Raw genomic sequence first — 23,274 nt, forward strand, 5'->3', positions numbered from 1 at the left:
TTTATCAACCATATAACCTCCTGTGAAATGAGAAATGCGCTCCTTCTTTTCCTCGCATCCCTGTTACTGGCCTGCGGTGGTGCCGACAAACAAAAAAAAGGAAAACAACCAGAAACAGATACATTGCCGCAAGCACGCACGGATACACATGTAATCCATGAAAAAGCGGATACGGCGATCAATCCTTCACTTTATGCCTACGCCGGAGCGATGTTTGGCATGCGAATGGACGAAGTGCTGGCCACCGAAGGTTTCAGCGGCGGAACAAAGTCTGGCGAAACGGTGTGGGCGCCCGAGCATAAACGCAGGGTTGGCAACCATAATTATGACATCGTGGCGCACTTCCACGAGGACAAGCTCTATCTGGTGACTTTCGGCTCAGCCTGGCAAACAGCAGCCTTTATCGAATTTGATATGGTTTCGTGGCTCAACAACCTGAAAGATGTCATTGCCATCCGCTATGGCCAGCCGCAGTTCAGATACAAGATGCCCAATGTGATGGACTTCGAGCCAGGCACCCACAAATGGGTGTACAAGTGGGAAATCGAAGATAAAGTGATTCAGATCGGCATGCGCGAGCACAGCGAGGGCGCACGCTACCAGGCCATCATGTGGATCTACAACAAGCCTGTTTTCGACCGCATCGGCTACATGAAATCCAATGTCAACAAGGTGAAGGATGCGGCAAGGTTTTAATTTGCTCCCTCAACCTGAATAGCAGGGCCTCAGGCTGATATCACAACGCAAAGTTTATTTACGATCGGGATACCGGTGCGGTTTCATGCTGCATTTGCCTGCACCTTTTTGCAAGTTGCGCTGAAAGACAAATTTTAAGGTTCAGGCTCATTATCGTATTGAAAATGAGTGGCAAAAATGTTAATTGTTTCTTAACTTTAAGGCCACCAAAAACCCTCTTTGTCATGAAGACTTCAGGCACATGTCTCTGGGTTGCTTTTTTGTTTCTTGCAGCTTTCGGAGGCAACGGGCTGCTCTTTTCCCAGCCCAAACATTTTGGAATTTATGCCGTGGACCTGCCGGCAGGGTGGACTGCCGTACAGGAGAGCCCAACCCATTTTTCTTTTCAGCACAACAGCTCCGGATTAACCGTCAATCTTTTCAAAAGCCCCGATAATTGTGCCGACGCAGCTTCATTCAACAAGCTGATCATGGGCAAAATTCAGGAATTGACACGCAATCAGGAGGTGGTCGAAATGCGTAAACCTACATTCCCCTGCCAGATTCTGGGACAAAAAGGTTGCCACCTGATGCTGGTGAAATCCAAAGAAACCGATGCAAGGCATCTGCTTTTGCACGTTAAAGCAGGCGAGCATTTGTATCAGATTGATGTTCAAGGAAATATAAGCACAGCGGAGCTTCCGCAGCCGGCACGCGAATTTCTCGGACAGCTTGGCCTGGCCGACGGTAGCATCATGCCCCTTGCATCGAAAGGCAAAGAAAATGCGGATGCGGTGTTTGCCCAGGATCTCAAAACTGATCAAAGCGGCACCACGCGAGCTGCACGCGATGCTTCCCTTTCCGGACAGACAAAAGTTAAATCGGAGACGGATGTACAGACCATTGGCGCAAGCACTTCCATCTCAGGCATGACCAGCACAGCGGTCTCCGGATCCGCATTTGATGCTGTTGCTGCTGAAAAAGCCGCCGGAATGCCGGATGGAGACGAGATGCCCTATGTGGTATTTCCGTCGGGCACGCCACAGCCTGTGGCAGCCGATGCCGGCTGGGCACTCAGCCTGGCACACAATCCCGGACAACTGATCGATGCCCTGAGTGGCGACAGGCCGGGCGGCGAGGTAAGTGCCATGATTGCCTTGCTCAGGCAAGCCATGGGGCCATTCGACGAGCAGGAAGAACAGGCGGTTTATAATCAATATGCTGCGCATGCTTCCGTCGGATCGCCCAAAACCAGAAAAGCTATTCGCGGCCAGAGCGAGCTACTGTTGCAGGCGCTCATTCACAGGCAGTTGATGATGCAAGCTGCACACGAATACGACTTTGCCCTCTCGCAGATGCAAGTGGCCGAAGCCATGCAGGATGAAGAAGAACTGCTCGTAGCAAGCCTGATGCTGCAAACCCAGCAAATGATTGCAGAAACTCAGCAACAGGCTGTGGACCGAATCGTCAAAAAAAGTGAGGCGTCAACGCCCGTACCCACAGCAGCCGAGGTGATTGCAGAACATGAGGAAAAGCTCCGGATGGCCGAAAATGCCACCTATGCAGTCTTCCAGGCAACTGCCTCCATAGGCGGACAGGCCGGAGGTCCAGGAGGCACAGTTGACAGCGATGCTGCCGATGTGGCCCGTTACCATGCATTGCGTCAGGAGCACCGCATGCTGGTCGAAACCATGGGCGGAAGTTCGCCGGAGGCCACAGCCATTTACCGCGAAGCTATGGACCTCAGGCGAAAGCTCGAGGCAAAAGGCATTGATGTGTTTAACTACAAAAGTCCTGTACAGCCAACCGACGTCCAAAACACGCCGGTTGCCGACGAACCTTTTATCATTCCGTCAAACCCCGACCCGCGCCTGAGTCCGGAGCAAAATCAAGCCATAGCCGAGCACGAACAAAACATCAACTCGGCCATCAGAATGATGAACGCCTACAAGCGCGAGATGGCCCAGGCCAAAACACCCGAGCAACGCGAAGAGCTTCGCCTGCTGGCTCTGCATATGGCTCAGAACATACACGACAGCAAAGACCTCATCGCCTCGATCCGCACCGGAACAATCGTCAAAACACGCGGCCCATGGGACGAACATGCGGCTGTAGTTTTGGCAGAGACCTCGCGTAAACTGAGGGAAGACTTTCAAAGGGCAAGCCAGATGCAGGCTTCCTACGCCAGGATGCTCAATATATTGAACAAATACAATCCTCAGGAAGCTGCCAGATTCAGGGAAAAGATGGCCGACAATGTGATCAAAGGGATCTTTGACCCAGGTGGATTTGAAAAGGCACAGCAGGCGCTCAACTCGCTGCATGCCATCACAAAAACAACCGCTCAGGGCGAGCAGCGAAAACTGGAAGCTGAGCAAACCAGATCGTTCGAGCGCCTGGAGACGATTGAAAGACATCTGGCATACGCCGAAACAATCAAATCGGGTTGTGACAAAGCCATTTTTGTAGGCACACTCTTCACCGGCATGGCGCCCGGACTGCTGCTCTCGATGGCCTACGAAGGCGCATGCACGGCGGCTGAGAAGGGACCTGAGGCTGCCCTTAAGTCGATGGCCTACCAGGGTGCGATCACCCTGAGCATGATGGGCGTCATGAAAGCTGGAGGATGGGCACTGGGCAAATTGACGAACCCCAAGGTAGCCAGGAGCGAGATCAACACCTTCAAAAATATCCTCGAAAACAACCGTCTGGCACAGGAAACAGAGTGGAATCAGGCCTTGGTGAACCAATTCAAGGAACGCGCCCGGGCTTTCAATGCGGCAAAAGCCTCCGGGGGCAAGAATTATCTCGAAGCACGAAAGGCCCTCGACGAAGCCGTGGCAGCCTGCAACAGCAGCAGCCTGGCCAAACGCCTCATGAAAAATGAGCTCAACATGATCGAAAACCAGATCCGCACAGGTGCCACGCGCGACTTTTCAAAGCTTAGGGAAGTGGCGTCGTATCACCGTACTTTTGAAAACAGGCTGCAGCGAAGCATCTATCCGCGCACCGATGCCGAAATGATCAACAAATTGCGTGCGCAAGGATACAACGTGGAGGCAAGCTGGTTTCAGGAATTCCGCAATGCCTCAAGCCGCGGCATCAATGCCGACCGCGACCTTGGTCTGCTGGCAAAGTTCGAGCGCAGCGTGATGAAAAACGGACAACCCGTTTCGATGTCGCAGTTTATGGACGAGGCCCAAAAAGCATACGACGCCAGCTACAAGGCTATCACAGGACGCAGCGCCCGTCTGGCCGATCAGAACATCACCACCAGTGTGCACGGCGAATCGTTTCCGGTGAGTTGGCTCAAGAAAAAAATGGAAGGGCCGTTTTCTACCCTCGACCCACCTGTAACCCCATCCGACTTCCAGAAAGCCGGCAAAGCCATTTACGCCAAGGTAGAAAATGCCATGAGTGGACCTGATCCGGCATTCGTCAACATGAAAAAAGCATGTGCCAGCCTGAGTAAAGACCTGAAAACAAAGGTGTTCGAACGTCTGCAGTCGCCCCCACCAGGCACCGGACTTACGCCCACTGCCCGGCAGGCCGCTCTCGAACACTGGTCGGAGGTGCAAAAGGTGCTGGAAAAATTTGCTACCGACCAAAGTGATCCATTCACCACGATGAAAAAACTTCAGGAACTCACCGGCACAACCAGCATTACGGAAAATGCACGCAAGCTTCAGCAGCTGATGGGTAAGCTGGGAGGCTGAATGAACCCCCAGCCGGCCAGGAGCAGAGTCCCGTTGTGCCGGAAAGGTTCAGGGGAGGTTGGGCGCAATCGTGGCGCCAACCTCCCCTGTTTGGTATTTGCAGTTTTTCAGGCTATCTGAAAACCCACAATAGATTCTGATTGATAATAGGTTGCTGATTCTCGCCCCAGGCCACGCCAATATCCCTGAAGGCACGGATGCGCAGGGCCTCGAGCTTCACTTCGTTTTCGAACTGCTTCACAAAGAAATCCCAGTCGCGTTTTTCGTCCTTTTGCACCTTGGCAGCCATCTGCCTGATGATGCCCTGGGCGTCGTTGTAGCAGCGCGAATGGGGGTCAATCTGGCTTAAAACAGCCCCGGCCTTAAGTGCTCCATTCGAATTGGGCTCGGCAGCCCAAAGGTAGGATGCCCCTGAAATCATCATCTGGCAGTCGTGGTCGATGAATTCCTGATAGATCGGGCCAATTTCCTTCAAAGTGCGCATGTAGCAGTCCTTGCTCACCTCGGGCACCCCCGACAAGGTAGCCAGGGCATCGCGGTATTGTTTCTGGGCAGCCTGTGCTTTGGCGCGGGCAATCACAAAATCGCAACGCGAGTTGTAATACTCGATGATCTTGCGCTTGCCGTTTTCGAGAAAGCGTTCCACATTGGGATTCTTCAGGTTGACTGGGCGCAGGGCATTGGTATAAGCCCTGTTTTCGTTGGCACCGGCCCCTTTGGTGGTAAACGAAGTGGTGCTCAGGATGTTTTTGTCCACGTAATCAACCAGATACAGGAACACCTGAAAGGTATAAGTCTGCATCGTTGGTGTGGAAGGCACCACATCTTTGCTCAGGATTTCCATTTTGGCGGTCACGCAAAACCGCGGACTGGCGCCTTTGCCTCCCATGCCGTATTCGGTGACTGCCTCGATGAGCTTGCTCTCGAGCAAACTGCGTGCAAATTCGGGTATTTTGGATACCTGCTCCGGGATGACCACATCGATGGCAATGCGATCGATGTCGTCGGCTTCGCCCAGGGTGTTCTGTGCCAGGGCAAGGATGGGGAGCAAAAAAACGATCAGTAAAAGCTTTTTCATGATATGCAGGTTTTATTTTTCGCCAATAATGAGCCACACTTCGCCCAGACCGCGGGTGTGAATTTTCACGTCAAGATTGAAAGGCGGGCGCGTGAGCAAGGTGCGCAGGTCGCGCACCCAGCGACGGGTATCCATGGCCCGCTGGCGCTCGTCGTAGAGCGGTATGCGCACCTGTTCGAAACGAATGACGTTCTGCGTGTAATTACCGGTACTGAAACGTCCGCGAACAGTATTTTCGGCCACCCAGTCCTCGATAATCTCCCCAAGCTCAAGGCTCTGACCTTTGTAGCTGTACACCTCCTCGAGATCGACCGGCGACGTATCCCAAACCCTCACCTGAAAGACAATCTCACGACCGTTTTCGAATAAGTCGTTGAAATGGTTCTGAAGCCTGGTGTTGAAATCATCAATATGTGCCAGCACGGCCTCCTCAAGCAAAACAGGCGTAGTGGTGGCCATGGAGGGCGAACCGGTGCCCTGTGCTCCGGCAATCTGCTTGTTGGTGTAGGCATCAAAGCCCTGAAGCATGAAGGTGATGGAGCGCTGCGGGCCAATCTTGTTGATCACATAGGTGAGCTGAATGATGATGTCGGCATTGGCTACCCGCTGCAACATATCAATCGGATTTTCGGCTATGGCAGCGCCCGATTTTGAAGTAAGTGCATTGATCTCGGCACTCTCCTGCTCCATGTTTTTGAGTGCGGTTTCCAGATTGACCAACGGAAATCCACGATCGGCCATCATGGTGTTGATCTTCGAGATGGTCATCAGCAGGTCGGTTTCGTTCTGCAGGGCGGTTTTATAATCGGGCAGAGTTTTCATGGTACCCATCTCGTCGTACATCATGGTATAGCCATTTTTGATGCACCAATTGTCGGACGGCACCACCATGATGGTGGGTTTTTTGGCCTGACCAAATGCCAGCATGACCGGCAACAGCAGGGCTGACAAAAGAAATATTCTGATTTTCATCGTATTGGATATTTTAATTAGAATCCCTGACCCAGCTTGGGGATGATGCCGGCTGCCTCGAGTTCGCTGCGCAATTGCGCATGCAGCACCGAAACCACCATGCCCACCTTGTAGGATTTGTTGCTGATCTTGATGCGATCGATGCTGCCATCGCCTGCCTGATTCACAAAGCGCAGGTAAGCTCCTCCATCGCTGAAAAAATTGTTGAAAAACTCAGCATGCTGCACCTCGGCTCCCGGCTTGGTGATCAACGGACTCATCATGCAGCCGGGCAAACCCGTGCGGACTCCTTTGAAAATGACAGCATGCACCGCGTTTTTGCGGGCCTGAGTCATGGCCTTGTCGGGCGAGGTGCCAAACGACCACACTTTGACCAACTGCGTGCCATCAACGCCCACGCCCATGCACTCTACTTCGTAATTGCCAATCACATAGCCGGCAGCCTGCCTTTGTTTTTTTGTCTGGGCACCCAGACTCAAGGTGAGCAGGCAAATCAGTAAAACAGAAAGAATCTTTTTCATTTTCATATCATTTTGGTTGTCTGGATATTAAAACATCATCCGCAAGCCAAGCCCCAGGGCCGGGCCGGTGCGATCGTCGAATTCATCGCTGAATTTGATTTTGACGGGTTCAGCATCCTTGGTGAGAAAATAATTCGCACTCACCGGGATGAAGTACTGAACAAGTGGCATGAGCTGGATGCGATAGGTCAGGTTGAGACCCAGCCGCATATCGAGCGCAATGTGCTGACTGGTGTAGAAGTAAGCGGCATCGCCTGTTGGCTGGGCTTGCTCGAAGAGATAACCGGCAGAGGGCTCCACAAACAGATTGCGGAGCAGAAAGATTTCCTTGCTCAATCCGAAACCTCCTCTCAGGAACAAATAATCGTCCGTCACATTTTGCGGTGAAGCCGTGGCATAATTCAACCCTCCTTCGAGCCATATCTTCCATGCGGTCATGCCTTTTCGCACCTTCCCTCCCCCAAATACTTCGTAAAGAATGGGCGAAATCATGACATCCATGCGCACCTGTCCGCCACCAAGCCCCCCCTGGGCAAAGCCTAAGGTGAGGTTGATGCCGGTGCTGTTGTATTGCTCGGCAAACATGCCGGCAGCATCAATCTTATGCCCGGCCACCTGATAAAAGTAGGAGGGTTTGGTTTCGCCTGTGGCAATGCTCCGGTTGTCGGCCACACTCATGGCGCGTATCACGCCCTGGCGGCTTTTGTAGATGTTGCCATGCCTGTCCTGGCGGTTTTCGTACACAAAATACCGCTGATCGAAACGCAGGCCTTCCTTGCGACCAATCTTGATGGCAATGGGTTTCACATCGTGAATCATGGCCTTTACCCGAAACTCATCCTGTGCACCTTCGAGCCTGAGAATGACATTGTTGAAACCACCTTCAAGCATCGAGCGCAGCAGCTGATCGGCTGTGCGCTGTTGCCTGGGCGCAAATTTCTGACCGGGATTGAGCTGCGTGGCCGATATTTCTTCGGTAAACACATGTAAAGGTTTCAGCTTGAACTGGTAATTGTCAAAAGCTTTGACGCGTTCGGCTTTGTCGGGACTGTCGTCGCTCACCCACAGGTTATCGAAAAAGGTGGCTGCTTCCTGTTCGTTGAAGTCGAGTTTGAACACATAGGCATTCATGGTGCCTATGAAACCGTTCATGATGCGCTGCCCGGCAGGGGTGCTGTCGCGTTCGTACATCTCTTCCATCGTGAGCAGGCGCGGAAAGTCGAGCAGCACGAGATAGCTGCGATCGACCAGATCCATGCCCATATCGGCCAGAGCCGCCCTGCCGCGTTTGCTCGCCGTGGCCACAAGGGCTGCATTGTCGGTGGCATTGTAAAGGCCTCGTTCGGAGAGGAGCTCCACGCCAAATGAGCCATCGTCCCTGCGCGAAAACCATTTGGCTACTATCTGGTTGGCTACCCGCTGGCTGGTCAGAAAACGCTCCAGCGAAGCAGAGGCAAAAATCTTTCGCACCGTATCGCGCATCATCAGGCTTCTTCTCCCGTCGGGCAGTTGCAAAACCTTATGGCTGAGCTGATGATCGAAAAACTTGTCGGGAATCCTGAGCGAATCAATCAGATAAAGAAACGGCCTGACTTCGCTGCTGCCTGCATCAAGCACCATCACGGTGAGGGCATTGCGGTTGTATTGGGGAGTCTGAGCCGGCACAAGCCTGCTGAACAGCATCAACGAGCCACAAATGGCCAGCCCGGCAAAACACATCCGGTTCATCTTCAATGGTTTTGGTTTGGAAAGTGAAGTTACTATCAAATTGGGCCAATTCAACCTCAACAACCAAAAAATCAGTATAATTTGTACTTATTCTACGCATATAATGCTGTTGTGCGGTAAAAAGAGCTTTTTACGTGATTTTGAGGCACATTTTCCACACAAAACTTTGATTTGCGCACCGGCTGAAATAACTTTATTGTCTCAATTCAAACCAATGAAAACAAAAGCATTAACCCTGGCCTTGTTGCTTATTCTGCCCATGATGCAGCTCTCGGCCAAGAAAAAACCAGGCTATCGCAATTCGGATTACAAAGCGGGCAATTTTGTGCTGCACAACGGTAAGGTGTATTACGAAAAGCTTGTGAGCTCAGCTGTACCGTTATCGGTGGCAGCCGACAAGCTGGGCTCGAAAAACGCGCCTCAGGCGGGCATTCAGGTGAAAAGCAGCGACAGTGAGGCCGTCAAAGGTGTGCTCATCCGCAAAACATTCGACTGGGCCGCCATGGGTTACAAGCCCAAAAAACTCCCCTTGTTTGCCCGTTTGCCTGTGAATGGCAATTTCGAGCTTGCCACCACCGATCAGGGAAAGCGCATCAGGGTGACCGACATCTGGTTTACCAATCAGATGAAAGCCGGAGCAGGTCAGCATCTTACCCTCGAAAACATGGTCACCAAAAAAGGCGGGTTTGCTTTCCGTAAAAACAAAAAGGTGATGCGAGGCCTCGAGATGCTCGACCGTGGACTGAGCGAAACGTTTCAGATCCAGGGCAGCGGTTTCTGAGGTGAGTGATCAGAACACCCGGCCCACAGGATAAACCCTGAGCCTGGCATCCCACCAGGGACTTTTGCTGTAGAACCAGTTGAGCTGCAATTGCTGACTGGCTGCAAAAGCTGCATCTGTGGCTTTGCGCCTCTCGTATTCCTCCCGTAATCCGGGCATGGTATCGAGCATCCTGCGCGCCAGGCTTTCCATCACATAACTCTCGGCATACTCCTTCTGCTCGAAGATGGTATTGAAAAAACCCCACTCCAGAAGGCTGCCATTACCCTCAGGCTCAAGCATATGCGCCAGCAGGCGCACTTTGGGCTGCGCAACCGGAACCAGCACACTTCCTGCCGGAAAGTTTTGCACGCTTTCAAATTCTTCCATCTCCATCTGACTGATGCGGTGCCTGCCCTCGTATGGTGTGCGCGCCCACTCCGCCCGCGTGAAACGATACTGCCGCAGGCGAATGCTGGTATCAGTCTTAATCACTTTAAAATCAATCCCGTGCCATCTGAGGCGGTCGATAACTGCCGTCCACTCCACCGGCACCACATAATACTTTGGCAGCTCTATGTATTTGGTTACCACCGACTTGTCGAATATTGGCAATTGCATGTCCACAGGCCTGGTGTTGTCGTAAATAAACCAATCGCCTCCGGTGAGTTCGCTTTTGCGCAACTCATACTCCACACCTTTGAAATTCACCATGATGCTGTCGTACATATCCACCTTAAACCTCAGTGGAAATGGTTGTGCCCGGAAGTCGTCGGAAGCCGCCAGCCGATCGGCTTTCCCGATGGCAGCTTTCAGCTGCTGGTGCTGATCGTTTAGCACCTTCATTGTGGCAAGAATAATTTGTTTGGTACCTTCAACCCTGGGCTGGTAGGGTTTGAGCATATGGGTCTCGACGAGCAGTCCCGGCCGGTTGAGCACCGCGGTGTAGCCCTGCGAGAACATCGGACCTGACACACCAGCAATGAGTCCGCTGCGCGGATCGTGCCAACGCCTGAAACTTACGTACGGAAAAATGGGGAAGCCCGCCTCGTCCATCAGCCGCCCGAGCTGTGGCAAATAGGCTTCCTTTTGCCAGGCTGTGAGCCCCGGATCCATCTGCCCGTGTGTTTCGAGCGAGTAGGTCATCACATACTGATAATCAGCCCCATCGGAGGTATGGGTGTCAATGAAAAAATCGGGCATCCATTGATGGAACAGTCTTAGCCAGGCCTGCATTTCGGGGGCATCGGCTTTCAGGTGATCGCGATTGAGGTTGAGGTTTTGAGCTGTGGTGCGCCAACCCATTTCCTTCGGGCCGTTTTGGTTGATCCTGTTGTAAGGCCCGAAACGCTCGTGACCATCCACGTTGAAAACGGGAATAAACAACAGGCTTACCTTGTCGAACAGTTCCTTGTGTTTGCCGTAGATGATCAGGTCGCGGAGCAACAACAAACCGGCATCCTTGCCTTCAGGCTCGCCGGGGTGTATGCCGGCCTGCACCCACAAGATCAGCCGGCCGGCCTTGCGGATGCGCGCAGGATCGTTCAGGCCGTCGCGGTCGTAGAGGGCACAAACCAGTTTTCGGCCTTGCGGGCTGATGCCAAATTCCGATACGGTGAGCTGGCGCGATGCCTTGTCGAGGCGCGAAAGAAAATCCAGCGTTTCCTGGTAGCGCGGTGTTTCAAGGCCACCCGACTTTTCGAAATGGGTCAGCCAGTCGGATTGAGAAAACACCTGAGCACATGTGACTAAAAACCAGAGAAGTAAGAGATATTTGCCTGTAGATTTCATGTCATTGTTGTTTTCGTCCGGTAAAAGTGCTCATCGTTTCGTACACACCCAGGCCTTTGCCCACCAGCACATCGAACCAGCGTACAGGCAGGATACCTTTGACAAATGGCAGGGTATAAACCATGAAAGGCATGCGCACAAATATTTTGTTCTTTTCGATTCCCCGGATGATTTTGCCGGCAGCCACTTCGGGTTTCACCCTGGGAATGACAAAATTGGTCTTGACACCTTCGAACATGCCTGTATCAATGTAGCTGGGCGTTACAGTGGTCACTTTGATGCCTGTGCGCAGCTGCTCCATTTCGAGGCGCACGCTTTCCGACCATCCGAGCACAGCCCATTTGCTTCCCGCATACACCGCCATCTTTGGGTTCGACAGCATGCCTGCCGCCGATGCTATGGTCACCATGTGTCCGCTGCCACGGGCAATCATTTGCGGCAGAAATGCATGTGCCACCATCATCACACCGGTTATATTCACACCTATGGTCCTGAGAATCTCGCCGGCCTGATGCTCGTGAAAATATTTTCCTGACACCACTCCTGCATTGAGGATCAGGATGTCCGGCACCCATCCCCTGTCGATCAGTGCTTTGGCATGAGTTTCCACATCCGCCGGATCGCTCACATCCACCCTGGTAGTCATGACGTGATAACCTTGCTGGCGAAGCTTTTCGGCCTCATTATGCATCAGCTCTGCATTCACATCCCAAATGCAAAGCTCCGATGCCTTGCGCTCAAGCGCCATCCTGCCCATCAGCAGACCAATGCCCGATGCACCGCCGGTGATCAGCACTTTCTTTTGCCCGAAACTACTCATCGCTTTGTTTTGATTTACTTTTGCACCAATTTATAACCCGAATGAGGGCCGAATTTACACGGAAAATTCAGAATCGCATGTCAAGAATCATTTTGTTGTCGTTGCTGCTGATTTTCGGCACGCAAACACTAAAACCGCAGGAAATGAACCGCACCATTACCGACCCCAAACGCAACAAGGAAGTGCTGATCGACTATGTGACGCGCGAAGCCTTTCTCCTGCCCTTGTTTGGGGAATATTATCAGCAGGATTATGAGATTTATCGCCCTGATGCACAGACGATTGAAAAACTCAGGCCGCTGCTCGACGAGCTGGAAATCACCATTGTGCTTGCAAGCTGGTGTGGCGACAGCCGCGAACAGCTGCCTCGTTTCATGAAGATCCTCGATCTGGCTGGCTACAACAGCTCGCGGCTGACCATGATTGCCGTGGACTCCTACAAAACCGGACGTGAAGTAGATGTAACTGGACTGGAAATTGAGCGCGTGCCCACCTTTATCTTTTCCAGGAACAAACACGAAATCGGCCGCATCGTCGAGACTCCGCGCGAGACCCTTGAAACAGACCTTTTACACATCCTGACCGGTCAGGATCAATAAGTCAGGCTGCATGATACGTTGCAACACCCGCCACGAGCTGGAGCTTGCCCTCGGAGAAAGCCGGCAGGCCCATAAAACAATTGGCTTTGTGCCTACGATGGGAGCCCTGCACGAAGGACACCTACAGCTGATGCGTCAGGCCCAGGCCGAAAACGACCTGCTGGTGGTCAGTATCTTTGTCAACCCCATTCAGTTCAACAACCGCGAGGATTACGAAAAATATCCACGGGTTGACGAAGCCGACCGGCAATTGCTCGAACAAATTGGATGCGATATTCTCTTTTCGCCCGACGAACAGGAGATGTATCCCGGGCCGGTGAATGAACGATATCATTTTGGCCCCCTGGAAACGGTGATGGAAGGCGCTTTCCGGCCCGGCCATTTCAACGGCGTGGCCGTGGTAGTGAAAAGGCTGTTCGATATGGTGAAGCCCACAAAAGCCTATTTTGGTGAAAAAGACTACCAGCAGCTGGCCATTATTCAGGCCCTGGTTGAAGGCTATCAGCTTCCTGTTCAGATAGTTCCATGTCCTACGGTGCGCGAAGCCGACGGACTGGCCATGAGCTCGCGCAACATGCGCCTTGATGCACACCAGCGGAGCATAGCTCCGCGCATCTTTAAGGTGCTGTCGAAGGCCGCAAGCCTCCGCAATGTGCTCAGTCCGGACGAAATGCGGCAATGGGCCATACTGGAACTTGAAAAAACTCCAGAGTTCAACGTAGAATACGTGGAAGTTGCCGATGCAAGGACGCTTCAGCCACTGCGTCACTGGAACGACAGCCCTTCGGCACGCATATTTACTGCCGTTTACCTCGGGCCGGTCCGACTCATCGACAACGTACCGATATTTTAGTATCTTTGCAGCCCTTTTGGGATTGACCAAAACACTGATTATGAACATCGAAGTGCTGAAGTCGAAGATTCACCGCGCCACGATCACACAGGCCGATCTGCATTACATTGGCAGCATCGCCATCGACGAAGACCTGATGGATGCAGCCAACCTGATCGAAAACGAGCGGGTGAACATCTATAACATTACCAATGGCGAACGCCTCGACACCTATGTGATCAAAGGCAAACGGGGTTCGGGCGTCATCTCGCTCAACGGTGCCGCAGCCCGCAAAGCTGCCGTAGGCGATAAAATTATTATCGTCTCCTATGCCAGCATGGACTTTGAATCGGCCAAAACCTTCAAACCCTGGATTATCTTCCCCGACGACAACAATAAACTGAACCCGGAAGCTTGAGCAAAGTAGTCCGCAACATCCTTCAATACCTTTTCTTTCTTTTTCTCGGTATCTTTCTTGTCTGGCTGAGCTTTCGCAAGGTTTCAACCGAAGAGCTGCTTCATGGGCTGCGCGAAGCCAATTATTTCTGGATCCTGGTAGGCTCGGTTTGCGCCATTCTTGCACACATCGTCAGGGCTATGCGCTGGAACCTGCTCATCAACCAGATGAAATACAAAACCCGCACTTCCACCACCTTTCATGCACTCATGGTTGGCTATATGGCCAATACCGGTGTTCCCAGGCTTGGCGAGTTTATGCGCTGCGGGGTGCTCTCGAAACGCGAGAAGATTTCCTTTAATGCATTGTTTGGCACAGTGATTTCCGAACGATTGTTCGACCTAATCTTTCTCACCCTTTTCCTTATTCTGGTTGTAGCCGGACAATGGCAACTTGCCGGAAACTTTGTGAAGGAAATGTTAGCCCCCATGATGCAAAGCCTTAGCAAGCACAGGGTATTAATCGGGCTGGTATCTTTCCTGGTCATTTTTCTTCTTGTGGCATCGGGCTGGTTCTTATGGAAAAATCGCCGCAATTTGCGTAAGATTCCAGCCTTTGCCCGCCTGCACGATATCCTGGTGAGTGTTACACTTGGAATCCGCACCATCGAGCGCATGCCGCAAAAAGGATTGTTTTTGTTTTACACCCTGATCATCTGGCTATTTTATGCGCTGATGATGTATTTTCCGCTGCTCATGTTGCCCGAAACTGCACCCCTCGGCTTCATGGCAGCCGTTACCCTGCTTGCCATTGGCACCCTGGGCATTGTGGCCCCTGTTCCCGGCGGCATCGGCGCTTATCATTTTATCGGCATTGCCGTACTTACACAGCTGTACGATGTTTCGCACAGCGCTGCCGCGAGCTACGTCACCATTACCCATGCGGCCCAAACCCTGCTCAACGTTGGGGTAGGCGCCATTGGCTATCTGATGTTGTTCTTTTTCAACCGCAAACCTCCGCTCAATGAGCCATCTTGACCGCATCAAACAAAAAATCCGTAGTAAAGAAGCCCTGAAACCCATGCTGGAACAATGGCGCTTCTTCGGAAAAAAAGTGGTTTTCACCAACGGCTGCTTCGACCTGCTTCATCTGGGACACCTTGACTACCTCAGCAAAGCTGCCGACCTGGGCGATGTACTGATCATTGGCGTAAATACGGATGCCTCGGTGCGTAGGATCAAAGGACCACAACGGCCCGTTAACGACGAAACAAGCCGCACCATGTTGCTGGCCGGAATGCAGTTTGTGGACGCAGTGGTGCTGTTCGACGAACCCACACCCAAAGAAATTATTGACTTTATTCAACCCGATGTGCTGGTCAAAGGCAACGACTACAAGGCTGAAGAAATTGTAGGTTACGACACTGTGATGGCCAAAGGTGGTCAGGTGATTACCATTCCCCTGGTAAGTGGTTATTCCACAACCGGGATGATAAACCGCATACTCGCAGGGCTAAACGAACAGTAAACCAAAAGCTTACGGCTCAATGAAATGAGCAAAAGCCTGGATTTCTTTTATTGTTCAGGTTGCTCCTGGCAAGGTTACTGCACACGAAGCAACAACCCTTTCAGGTATGCCCCCTCAGGATGAAAGATGCTCACCGGATGATCGGCCGGCTGCGAAAAATGGTGCAACACCTGCACCGGTCTTCCGGCCTCGATGGCGGCTGCCATCACCACCGACTGAAACGACTGGCGATCGACGGCCTGCGAACAACTGAAGGTGTAGATCAGTCCTCCGCTTGCAATCTTGCTGATAGCCAGTTGATTGATGTATTTATAGCCAAGCAGCCCTTTGTGTCGCTGGCTGTGGTGCTTGGCAAAGGCCGGCGGATCCAGTACGATGATGTCAAACCTATCGTCTGGCATACCTGAAAGGTATCGCTTGGTGTCTTCACATACGGCCTCATGCCGGTCAGTAACTCCATTGAGCGCCACGTTGCGCTCGCACCATTCGATCGCCTTACGCGAGCTATCGACCGAGACCACTTCCTGTGCACCGGCGGCAAGCGCATAGACCGAAAAACCACCTGTATAGCTGAACGTATTGAGTACCTTCCGGCCAGCCGCCATCTTGCCCAGATGCATCCTGGCATCGCGCTGATCCAAAAAAAATCCTGTCTTCTGCCCTTCGATCCAATCCACCGCAAACCGGTGACCATTCTCGAATACCTCCTCCGTATTATGCGATCCTTCCAGATAACCATCCTCGGGCACAACACCGGCCGGAAGAAGCGAACTGCTTTTGTCGAAAACATTAGCAATTTGTCCGCCGGAAACCAGAACAATGGCTTTTGCTATTTCTCTCCTGAGCAGAAAAATGCCGGCGGAATGGCACTGCATCACTGCCGTTCTGCCATACACATCCACCACCAGACCAGGCAGGCCGTCGCCCTCCGAATGCACAAGCCGGTAAGCATTGGTTGCCGTGTTGCCGGCCAGGCCAATCTGCGAGCGCAAGGCGCGGGCTGCTGCAAGCGCTCTGACAAAGAAGTCCGTATTGAACTCCGTCCTACTGAAAGCGAGCACTTTAACGGCAATGCTGCCACCTTCAAAAAAACCTGTGGCTACAACATTTCCGGCAGCATCGCTTACCCAAACGGGCGATCCGGCCTGCAATGATTTAGGCACTGCTGCGAGCGCCCCCGAAAAAATCCAGGGATGGCGGCGCATCAGGGCTTCTTCCTTACCAGGTTTTAGCTTGACGAGTGGGTAAGTCATACCGGAATGTTTGCTGCAAAGGTACAGGCATTTCGTGCCAGGCACGAGATGCCTGCTGCATAAAAAAAAGGGCTGCAGCCAATGCTGCAACCCTGTATGATCTGGTTAGTGAAGAGCTCAGAATACGATGAAGCGCGCGCTCTTTTCCACGCCTTTTGCACGAACTGTGACCACATGAAGGCCTTTACCCAGGTTGATCGGCCTGCTGTAGCGCATCCCACTCAACTTGTCGGTGAATACCACCTGGCCGGCAGCGTTGCTGACCACAAGCTCCCCGTTTTGCAGGGCAGTTTCCGATTCGATGGTGAGCACGCCGTCATTGTGGTTGATGCGGATCTGACGTTCGGCACTTTCGGTCACTCCCACTGCGCCCCAGTCTTCTACCTTGATGTTGTCGATAAACTGTCCGATGCCCGAAGGGGTATAGGCATGCCAGGCCAGGAAAATATACCCATCAACACCCGGCTGGAGCAGGGCTTCGCCCATCAACCAGTTTGATGTCAGGATGCTGGAATTATCGTAAAGCACATTGGTAAGCGTGGTCGTGTCGCCACCCGTACCCCAGAGCAAACGCAGTTTTTCGGCATTGGTGGGCATAAAGGTACGGTGTGCAAATGTGATCATATATTCTTTGGTGGCTTCTACCTGGAAAGGCGGTGAAACCAGGTAGTTGTTCATCGGGAAGGGTTGCCCGTTTGAAGTAAAGAGCGCAAAAGATTTCTGGCTGTTGTGGCCGATGAGCTGGGTGGTTGCCCAGTTCTGGGGGCCATAGTTCAATGCCGACCAGCCTTCGGGCATATTTGGAGCCGTAATAGCTTCGACGTTCTGAATGTAGGGGTAGGTATTCACCACGTTCATGGTAGTAAAGCTGTAAATGGTGCTGCATTCGTTCAACCCAAAGCTGTTGCGCGGCTGAACCATAAGATAATATGTTGTAACTGGCTGGAGGTTCATCCTGAACGAATTGGTTGTCAGGTTTACGCCGTTCATCATGTTGGTGGGCGGGGTCACCCCTCCGCCATCGGTGCCAAAATATACATCATAACTTGTAGCAAAGGCGGCCGGGGTCCAGGTAACCAGATGGTTGAGGAAGGCATTGTTGCTGCCATTGGCCGGGCTGGTCATACCGGCAGAGCAATCGGGCACGGCACTATATTCGTCAATACCAGTTACAATAAGCGAAAAGACCTGGCTGTTGTTGGTCAGCGGTCCATCGTGCTGTACGATAATGGTATAGGTTCCGGATGTGGGATTGGGGATGTACACCTGTTCCAGATTGTCCACATAGTTCTTTCCATCCGTAGCCGGAGGTGCATCCGGATTATCCGGATCGAGACGGTAAGGATAGTAGATATTGAGGTTCTGGTCAACCACCATCAGGTCAAGGTCGTTAACCAGCGCTCTTGTGCGTGGGTTGAGGCTGGCCGGGGGCACATTGCCCTGCACATCTGTCCAGCTTATAGTTACACGAAGTGGCTGGTTGCCGGGCACATTGACCTCACGAATGTATGGATTGTTGGCTTGCAGGGTAATTTCATCAATCAAATTCTGGGCGGCGCCATCTTCACGGATCACCATACCTGCACGGGCGGTATTCATCAGGCCCCAACCAAATTTGTAGTCAGGCCCGATGTGCGGACCAGCCTCATCAGCTGTGTGAATGACCAATCCCTTGAGGGTTGAGGCGCGCATAGGGGTATTGTTATGGGTTTGCTGATAAAGCTGCTGCAACAGCACCATGCTACCAGCCACATTGGGCGACGACATACTGGTGCCACTGAGAGAAGCGTAGGAGGAGTTGGACGATGCAGTGGAGGAATAGACATTGACACCCTTTCCGACGACATCAGGTTTGATACGACCGTCGTCCGCCGGTCCCCAGCCGCTGAAGCTGCTCATGGTCACATTGCTCGGACCCTGATAGTTGAGCACCTCATTCACTGCACCCACAGTGAGTACATTCTTCGAAATTCCTGATCCACCGATGCAATCGTATCCGTCAACCCCACCATCTTTCTCCGGGTTGCCGTTCTGGCCGGCATTGGCAGGGCCCTCGCCACGGTCGTTCCCTGCCGATTTGGTGATCAGAAAATATGGCGCATTGTTGGCAATAATGTCCCAGGTGCGTGCCTGGGAGTTGTAAAAGCCAAATAAATAATCCTCTGTCGGCGAAACGCTGGATGTGCCGTACCATGTCCATTGTCCGGTGCTCTGATTCTGGTCCCAACCTCTGATGTTTCCCCAGGAGTGATTCGAAATCTCCATGCCGGCGGCAGCAGCAGTGGTCATCTCGCTCTCCACCGAGTTCCAGTCGTAACTCTTGAGTTGTGCCCTGAAAGCCATGCCCTTGGCATTGGCATTCACCCCTCCGGCCACGATCGTTCCAGCCACGTGTGTGGCATGGTCAGAAGTAGTGGTAGCCCCATCACCTGCAGTAACACGTTGTGTACCAGTATTATTAAACTCCTGATGGGTACGTCTTACCGCGCCTCCATCCCAAATGCCAACTTTGTTGTAGCCTTCACCTTCGATTACCACTCCTACACTTCCACCTTGCCACATCTGATTGGCGCGGGTGGTGATGGCTGCCCCAAGGTTATCGGTCTTAAAAAACACAGGCTGTCCATCCACCACATCAACAAGCTGGATCACTGTTCCATTGCTGAACTCCTGGCGCACAGGAATGTTGTTGGCTTTGGCATACGCCTTCACCCGCTTTTCCATTTGCCTCCATTCGCGTTCGAACTGCCTCGACAGACGATTGAGTTCGTCCACATTGGTTGCCTGCTGGGCGAAAAGGCTGGTCAGGGGAAGCAAGACAAGCGCTGTGAGTAAAAGCGCATAGTTTATGGTTCTTCTCATTGCAGAAAATATTGGAAAGGTTAAGAAGACAAAAATAATGTTTTTTGTATGGCATGACATGTGAATCATGGACTAAATAAACCAGTCCTCTTTCGTATATGCCTGTTATATAACCACTTACATTCATAATTCTGCCGTACGGATTGATGATAAAGTATCGTTGGCCGAAATTTTGCCCCCATAATCATTACCTTTGCGCAAATTTTTTCGTATGCAACCTTCGATCGTAATACTTGCCGGAGGTGGTCCGGCGCCGGGAATCAATACCGTCATCAGCACGGTGGCCAAGGTGTTTCTCAAAAGTGGTTTCAGGGTGATTGGCCTCAATGGTGGCTATAAAAGCCTCTTCGCCGAAACTCCCGACATGATTGAATTCGATTTTGCGCTGGCCGACGACATTCAGAAAAAAGGAGGTTCGGCCATCATGATGAGTCGCTATAAGCCAAAAGACACAGAGTTCAGCACCAGGTTTTTTGTGAAGCACAATGTGAAGCTCCTTGTAACCATCGGTGGTGACGATACAGCTTCAACAGCCAACCGGATCTCTCGTTTTCTGCACGAAAATAATGTTGATATCCAGAACATCCACGTACCAAAAACCATCGACAACGACCTTCCGCTGCCCGAAGGTTCGCCCACATTTGGCTATTATTCCGCCAAAGACGAGGGCGTGCGCATAGCGCAGACCGTTTACGAGGATGCACGCACCAGCGGCAACTGGTTTGTGGTTTCGGCCATGGGACGCGAAGCCGGTCACCTGGCTTTCGGTATCGGAGCGGCCTGCCATTACCCGATGATTGTCATCCCCGAAATGTTCAACAAAACCGAGGTTACTTTCGACCGCATCATCCGCCTCATCATTTCCTCCATGGTTAAAAGGCGCATTCTGGGCATACACTACGGTGTGGCCATTGTGAGCGAAGGGGTGTTTCATTTTATGACTGACGAAGAGATCGTGTCCTCAGGCGTCAATTTCACCTTCGACGATCACGGGCACCCGGAGCTTGGCAACGTTAGCAAAGCACACATTTACAACATGTTGCTGCAACACCGACTGAAAGACCTCAACCTGAACATCAAGAGCCGGCCCGTAGAAATCGGCTACGAACTGCGCTGCGTTCAGCCCACCGCCTTCGACCTGATGTATTGTGCCCTGCTTGGGTATGGCGTGAAAGAACTTTACGACCGTGGCGTTACCGGCGCTATGGTCACCTCCAACCACAAAGGCGAAGTGGCCCCGCTCTACCTGAAAGACGTGGCCGACGAAAAGGGTAAGGTCAAACCCAGGTTGGTGGACATGGAAAGCGAAAAGGTTAAAATGGTTTTCGAAAACGGCATGCAATACATCGGGCCGGACGATTATGAAGCCGCAAAAAAATACCTGCCTAACCCGGAGGAATACGATTTCAGGAAAATCCTGAACTGGTAAGTCTATTTATTGACAAAAAAATCCCGGAGTCCGATGGACTCCGGGATTTTTTCTTATGTAAGCCCCAAAGCCTCAATCTTCTGGGCCAGGATGGCTGCCATTTTGATATTGGACTCGTGCGTCCAGCCGGCAATGTGCGGGCTCAACACCACATTCCCGCGCCTGACCAGCTGGCTGAAAGCTTCGGGCCAATGACCGGTTTTAAGACTTTCGAATGAAGTTTCTTCAAACTCGAGCACATCCAGACAGGCCCCTTTGACCAGACCTTCGTCCATGGCACGAAGCAAAGATGCGGTATGCACCACCGGACCACGCGAAGTGTTGATGAGATAGACAGGCTTACGGAATTGTTTCAGATAGTCATAGTTCACCAGGTAGCGGGTTTCGTCGGTCAGGGGCACATGCAGGCTGAGCACATCGGCTTCGGCAAACACCCTCTCCATTCCGGTTTCCTGCACAAATGAGTCCGAAAAACCAGTTTTGTATTTGTCATAAGCCAACACCCGGGCCTCGAAGCCTGACAATTTACGTGCGAAAGCGCCGCCGGTATTGCCATATCCGATAATGGCAATGGTTTTGCCACCGATTTCTATACCCCTGTTGGCTTCGCGCCTCCAGATGCCCTGACGCACCTCGCTGTCGGCCCGAAGGAGGTTGTTGAATAGCATCAGCAACATTCCGATGGCCTGCTCGGCCACCGCATCACGGTTGCCCTCTGGCGCATTCAGGCAAATGACGCCTTTGGCCTGGGCGTACTCCACATCAATGTTTTCCATGCCAGCGCCTACCCTGCCGATAAACCGGAGCTGACCTGCTGCATCGAGCAGGTGTTGGTCAACCGGAAAACGGCTCCTGATGATCAGACCCACACAGTCATGTATGGCTTCGAGACAATCGTTGTAGCCCTGATCAGGACCCAGGCCAACACATTGGAAGCCCTGAGCCTCAAGCAAATCGGTGAGTGAGGGGTGGGCCGTATCCGCAAATAAAACTTTTGGTTTCAGCATCTTTTAGTCCACCTGAAGCAGCAGATTCGACTCTTTCTTGAGGGCATTGCGAAGCAAAGGATTGATTTTCTGGGCTGCTTCCATTAGCATCACGCCATCGGGAGGAAAAGGTACAGGGTTGCGTCGCATCATTTCCAGACTTTGCACACTGGCGGCACGCAGGTCGCCGTTGATTGTACCGTAAGTATAGGTAAAAACCGCCTCCGACTCGAAAGGAATGCTGCGCAGCGTTTTGCCTGTGGCGGGTTGTACAAAGTCGAACAGGCCACCCACCTTTGCCCGCTTTTCCATAAGTGTCTGGTTAACAAAAGCTTCAATGGTGCGATACTTTGGCACCTCTATCACCTTGCCCGTCGAATCGAGCATGATATTTCCGTTTTCATCGCGTTTGGGCTGGGTGCCATCCTGAATCTCCTTCTTTTCCGTAAACCTCGATTGACTGACCATTTCCGGGCTGACGGCGATGGTTCGCACTGAGGCATAGACCACATAATCGTAACTCATGCCACTTCTTTCTTCGAAATTAAAGCTGAGCCAGGGTTGGTCGAGGTTGGCTGCCGACATATTCATGATAACCTCTGCAAACTCGTCGGGTACCTGGACTCCTGAACGATTTTCGAACAACACCAGCACCTGACTTGTGCCCTGCTGCTCAGCACGTTGCAACTGGCGGCGCACCTCAGGGTCGTTGGGACTGAGCCGTTGCAATTCGGTCAGATGGTCGTAGGCCAGCCGGGCTTCCTGCTTTTTCCCTGTGGCAAGGAGGTTCAAGGCAGTTTCGAGCAACTGCTGACGTGCCTCGCGTCGGGCATCTGCTATCAGCATATCCAGATTCATGGGCACAAAACCTATGGCAGCCTGCTGGTCGCTGCTTAAGGTTTTAATCTTTGTCTGCCTCACGTTCATCCGCTCGTACAGACGCATGATTTCGGGCCAGTCGGCGGCCTCATTGCGCACCTTGAGCATCTGAATGCGGTCGTGGTCGAGCTGGTTGGCAGTGTGATAAGCCCGCGAAAGCAATTGCAGATCTTCAGCATCCGCTTTTCCGGCTCGTGCCGAACGCACCAGGCGCTCAATGGCCTGATCGTATTGCTCATTTTTTATCATGCGCGAAGGACTGTTGCATGCCAGCAGCAACTGCAAGGCTAACACAATGTGCATCAATCTTTTCATTATGGGAAGATGTTTTCTGTTTTGGTTTCTGATGTTCGGAATGCCTTTAATTAAAAGCAAATATCGAACCATTTTTGTAATTGATGCGAAAGTGCTAATTTCGAAAGTTTTTAAATCCTGTTCGCAGGCTGTCT

19 protein-coding genes are annotated in these 23,274 nt (G+C 52.2%); 9 read left to right on the top strand and 10 right to left on the bottom strand.

What is annotated here, in order from left to right; genetic code table 11:
• The first annotated feature begins 27 nt into the window (after positions 1 to 27).
• On the top strand, positions 28 to 696 hold the full coding sequence (locus IPM52_07640) for a hypothetical protein (protein ID MBK9291482.1): 669 nt from the start codon (positions 28 to 30) through the stop codon (positions 694 to 696).
• 224 nt (positions 697 to 920) lie between these two features.
• Complete coding sequence (locus tag IPM52_07645) at positions 921 to 4,391, top strand: hypothetical protein (GenBank protein ID MBK9291483.1); 3,471 nt, start codon at positions 921 to 923, stop codon at positions 4,389 to 4,391.
• 112 nt (positions 4,392 to 4,503) lie between these two features.
• Here IPM52_07645 and IPM52_07650 read toward each other — a convergent pair whose 3' ends face one another.
• Genes IPM52_07650 through IPM52_07665 form a run of 4 tightly spaced genes read right to left on the bottom strand, consistent with a single transcriptional unit; the run spans position 4,504 to position 8,690 of the window.
• A complete protein-coding gene (locus IPM52_07650; GenBank protein ID MBK9291484.1) occupies positions 4,504 to 5,469 on the bottom strand; it encodes a hypothetical protein in 966 nt (321 codons plus the stop codon).
• 12 nt (positions 5,470 to 5,481) lie between these two features.
• The gene (locus IPM52_07655; protein ID MBK9291485.1) at positions 5,482 to 6,441 is read right to left on the bottom strand and encodes a hypothetical protein; all 960 of its coding nucleotides are present in this window, start codon (positions 6,439 to 6,441) and stop codon (positions 5,482 to 5,484) included.
• Positions 6,442 to 6,458: 17 nt separating this feature from the next.
• A complete protein-coding gene (locus tag IPM52_07660; GenBank protein ID MBK9291486.1) occupies positions 6,459 to 6,962 on the bottom strand; it encodes a hypothetical protein in 504 nt (167 codons plus the stop codon).
• Positions 6,963 to 6,989: 27 nt separating this feature from the next.
• A complete protein-coding gene (locus IPM52_07665; protein ID MBK9291487.1) occupies positions 6,990 to 8,690 on the bottom strand; it encodes a hypothetical protein in 1,701 nt (566 codons plus the stop codon).
• Positions 8,691 to 8,904: 214 nt separating this feature from the next.
• Here IPM52_07665 and IPM52_07670 point away from each other — a divergent pair, with 214 nt between their 5' ends.
• Positions 8,905 to 9,471 (top strand): hypothetical protein, encoded by a 567-nt coding sequence (locus IPM52_07670; GenBank protein MBK9291488.1) that lies wholly within the window; start codon positions 8,905 to 8,907, stop codon positions 9,469 to 9,471.
• Positions 9,472 to 9,480: 9 nt separating this feature from the next.
• On the opposite strand, the gene IPM52_07675 is transcribed toward IPM52_07670, so the two are convergent.
• Positions 9,481 to 11,241, bottom strand: coding sequence for a M14 family metallopeptidase (locus tag IPM52_07675; GenBank protein ID MBK9291489.1), 1,761 nt, complete (start codon positions 11,239 to 11,241; stop codon positions 9,481 to 9,483).
• Between the two features lies 1 nt (position 11,242).
• Complete coding sequence (locus IPM52_07680; GenBank protein MBK9291490.1) at positions 11,243 to 12,061, bottom strand: SDR family NAD(P)-dependent oxidoreductase; 819 nt, start codon at positions 12,059 to 12,061, stop codon at positions 11,243 to 11,245.
• Between the two features lie 77 nt (positions 12,062 to 12,138).
• Here IPM52_07680 and IPM52_07685 point away from each other — a divergent pair, with 77 nt between their 5' ends.
• From IPM52_07685 to rfaE2, 5 genes are read left to right on the top strand one after another with little or no spacing between them, the layout of a single operon-like run.
• Positions 12,139 to 12,660: a thioredoxin family protein gene (locus tag IPM52_07685; protein ID MBK9291491.1), complete on the top strand. Its 522-nt coding sequence runs from the start codon at positions 12,139 to 12,141 to the stop codon at positions 12,658 to 12,660.
• A gap of 10 nt (positions 12,661 to 12,670) precedes the next feature.
• Entirely contained in the window at positions 12,671 to 13,513 is an 843-nt protein-coding gene (locus IPM52_07690) for a pantoate--beta-alanine ligase (protein MBK9291492.1), read from the top strand.
• Between the two features lie 40 nt (positions 13,514 to 13,553).
• Positions 13,554 to 13,910: an aspartate 1-decarboxylase gene (locus IPM52_07695; GenBank protein MBK9291493.1), complete on the top strand. Its 357-nt coding sequence runs from the start codon at positions 13,554 to 13,556 to the stop codon at positions 13,908 to 13,910.
• The gene (locus IPM52_07700) at positions 13,907 to 14,926 is read left to right on the top strand and encodes a flippase-like domain-containing protein (GenBank protein MBK9291494.1); all 1,020 of its coding nucleotides are present in this window, start codon (positions 13,907 to 13,909) and stop codon (positions 14,924 to 14,926) included. The genes IPM52_07695 and IPM52_07700 overlap by 4 nt, the downstream gene beginning before the upstream one ends.
• Positions 14,913 to 15,416, top strand: coding sequence for a D-glycero-beta-D-manno-heptose 1-phosphate adenylyltransferase (gene rfaE2 / locus IPM52_07705; GenBank protein MBK9291495.1), 504 nt, complete (start codon positions 14,913 to 14,915; stop codon positions 15,414 to 15,416). Before IPM52_07700 ends, rfaE2 begins: the two co-directional genes overlap by 14 nt.
• A gap of 74 nt (positions 15,417 to 15,490) precedes the next feature.
• On the opposite strand, the gene IPM52_07710 is transcribed toward rfaE2, so the two are convergent.
• Both IPM52_07710 and IPM52_07715 read right to left on the bottom strand, forming a co-directional pair.
• Positions 15,491 to 16,669 (bottom strand): class I SAM-dependent rRNA methyltransferase, encoded by a 1,179-nt coding sequence (locus IPM52_07710; GenBank protein ID MBK9291496.1) that lies wholly within the window; start codon positions 16,667 to 16,669, stop codon positions 15,491 to 15,493.
• 117 nt (positions 16,670 to 16,786) lie between these two features.
• Positions 16,787 to 19,531, bottom strand: coding sequence for a S8 family serine peptidase (locus IPM52_07715; GenBank protein ID MBK9291497.1), 2,745 nt, complete (start codon positions 19,529 to 19,531; stop codon positions 16,787 to 16,789).
• Positions 19,532 to 19,742: 211 nt separating this feature from the next.
• Between IPM52_07715 and IPM52_07720 the strand changes: the two genes are divergently transcribed.
• On the top strand, positions 19,743 to 20,960 hold the full coding sequence (locus IPM52_07720) for a 6-phosphofructokinase (protein ID MBK9291498.1): 1,218 nt from the start codon (positions 19,743 to 19,745) through the stop codon (positions 20,958 to 20,960).
• A 53-nt stretch (positions 20,961 to 21,013) separates the two neighbouring features.
• Here the strand turns inward: IPM52_07720 and IPM52_07725 are convergent, their stop codons facing one another.
• Positions 21,014 to 21,967 (bottom strand): hypothetical protein, encoded by a 954-nt coding sequence (locus tag IPM52_07725; protein MBK9291499.1) that lies wholly within the window; start codon positions 21,965 to 21,967, stop codon positions 21,014 to 21,016.
• 3 nt (positions 21,968 to 21,970) lie between these two features.
• Positions 21,971 to 23,140: a hypothetical protein gene (locus IPM52_07730; protein ID MBK9291500.1), complete on the bottom strand. Its 1,170-nt coding sequence runs from the start codon at positions 23,138 to 23,140 to the stop codon at positions 21,971 to 21,973.
• Between the last annotated feature and the right edge of the window lie 134 nt (positions 23,141 to 23,274).

The organism is Bacteroidota bacterium (assembly GCA_016715945.1).
In the GTDB taxonomy this organism is placed as follows: Bacteria; Bacteroidota; Bacteroidia; order Bacteroidales; family F082; genus JALNZU01.

Excerpts from the sequence above, each read along its gene's own strand:
- IPM52_07640 (MBK9291482.1), top strand. The coding sequence starts at position 28 with ATGAGAAATGCGCTCCTTCTTTTCCTCGCATCCCTGTTACTGGCCTGC.
- IPM52_07645 (MBK9291483.1), top strand. The coding sequence starts at position 921 with ATGAAGACTTCAGGCACATGTCTCTGGGTTGCTTTTTTGTTTCTTGCA.
- IPM52_07650 (MBK9291484.1), bottom strand. The coding sequence starts at position 5,469 with ATGAAAAAGCTTTTACTGATCGTTTTTTTGCTCCCCATCCTTGCCCTG.
- IPM52_07655 (MBK9291485.1), bottom strand. The coding sequence starts at position 6,441 with ATGAAAATCAGAATATTTCTTTTGTCAGCCCTGCTGTTGCCGGTCATG.
- IPM52_07660 (MBK9291486.1), bottom strand. The coding sequence starts at position 6,962 with ATGAAAAAGATTCTTTCTGTTTTACTGATTTGCCTGCTCACCTTGAGT.
- IPM52_07665 (MBK9291487.1), bottom strand. The coding sequence starts at position 8,690 with ATGAACCGGATGTGTTTTGCCGGGCTGGCCATTTGTGGCTCGTTGATG.
- IPM52_07670 (MBK9291488.1), top strand. The coding sequence starts at position 8,905 with ATGAAAACAAAAGCATTAACCCTGGCCTTGTTGCTTATTCTGCCCATG.
- IPM52_07675 (MBK9291489.1), bottom strand. The coding sequence starts at position 11,241 with ATGAAATCTACAGGCAAATATCTCTTACTTCTCTGGTTTTTAGTCACA.
- IPM52_07680 (MBK9291490.1), bottom strand. The coding sequence starts at position 12,061 with ATGAGTAGTTTCGGGCAAAAGAAAGTGCTGATCACCGGCGGTGCATCG.
- IPM52_07685 (MBK9291491.1), top strand. The coding sequence starts at position 12,139 with ATGTCAAGAATCATTTTGTTGTCGTTGCTGCTGATTTTCGGCACGCAA.
- IPM52_07690 (MBK9291492.1), top strand. The coding sequence starts at position 12,671 with ATGATACGTTGCAACACCCGCCACGAGCTGGAGCTTGCCCTCGGAGAA.
- IPM52_07695 (MBK9291493.1), top strand. The coding sequence starts at position 13,554 with ATGAACATCGAAGTGCTGAAGTCGAAGATTCACCGCGCCACGATCACA.
- rfaE2 (MBK9291495.1), top strand. The coding sequence starts at position 14,913 with ATGAGCCATCTTGACCGCATCAAACAAAAAATCCGTAGTAAAGAAGCC.
- IPM52_07710 (MBK9291496.1), bottom strand. The coding sequence starts at position 16,669 with ATGACTTACCCACTCGTCAAGCTAAAACCTGGTAAGGAAGAAGCCCTG.
- IPM52_07715 (MBK9291497.1), bottom strand. The coding sequence starts at position 19,531 with ATGAGAAGAACCATAAACTATGCGCTTTTACTCACAGCGCTTGTCTTG.
- IPM52_07720 (MBK9291498.1), top strand. The coding sequence starts at position 19,743 with ATGCAACCTTCGATCGTAATACTTGCCGGAGGTGGTCCGGCGCCGGGA.
- IPM52_07725 (MBK9291499.1), bottom strand. The coding sequence starts at position 21,967 with ATGCTGAAACCAAAAGTTTTATTTGCGGATACGGCCCACCCCTCACTC.
- IPM52_07730 (MBK9291500.1), bottom strand. The coding sequence starts at position 23,140 with ATGAAAAGATTGATGCACATTGTGTTAGCCTTGCAGTTGCTGCTGGCA.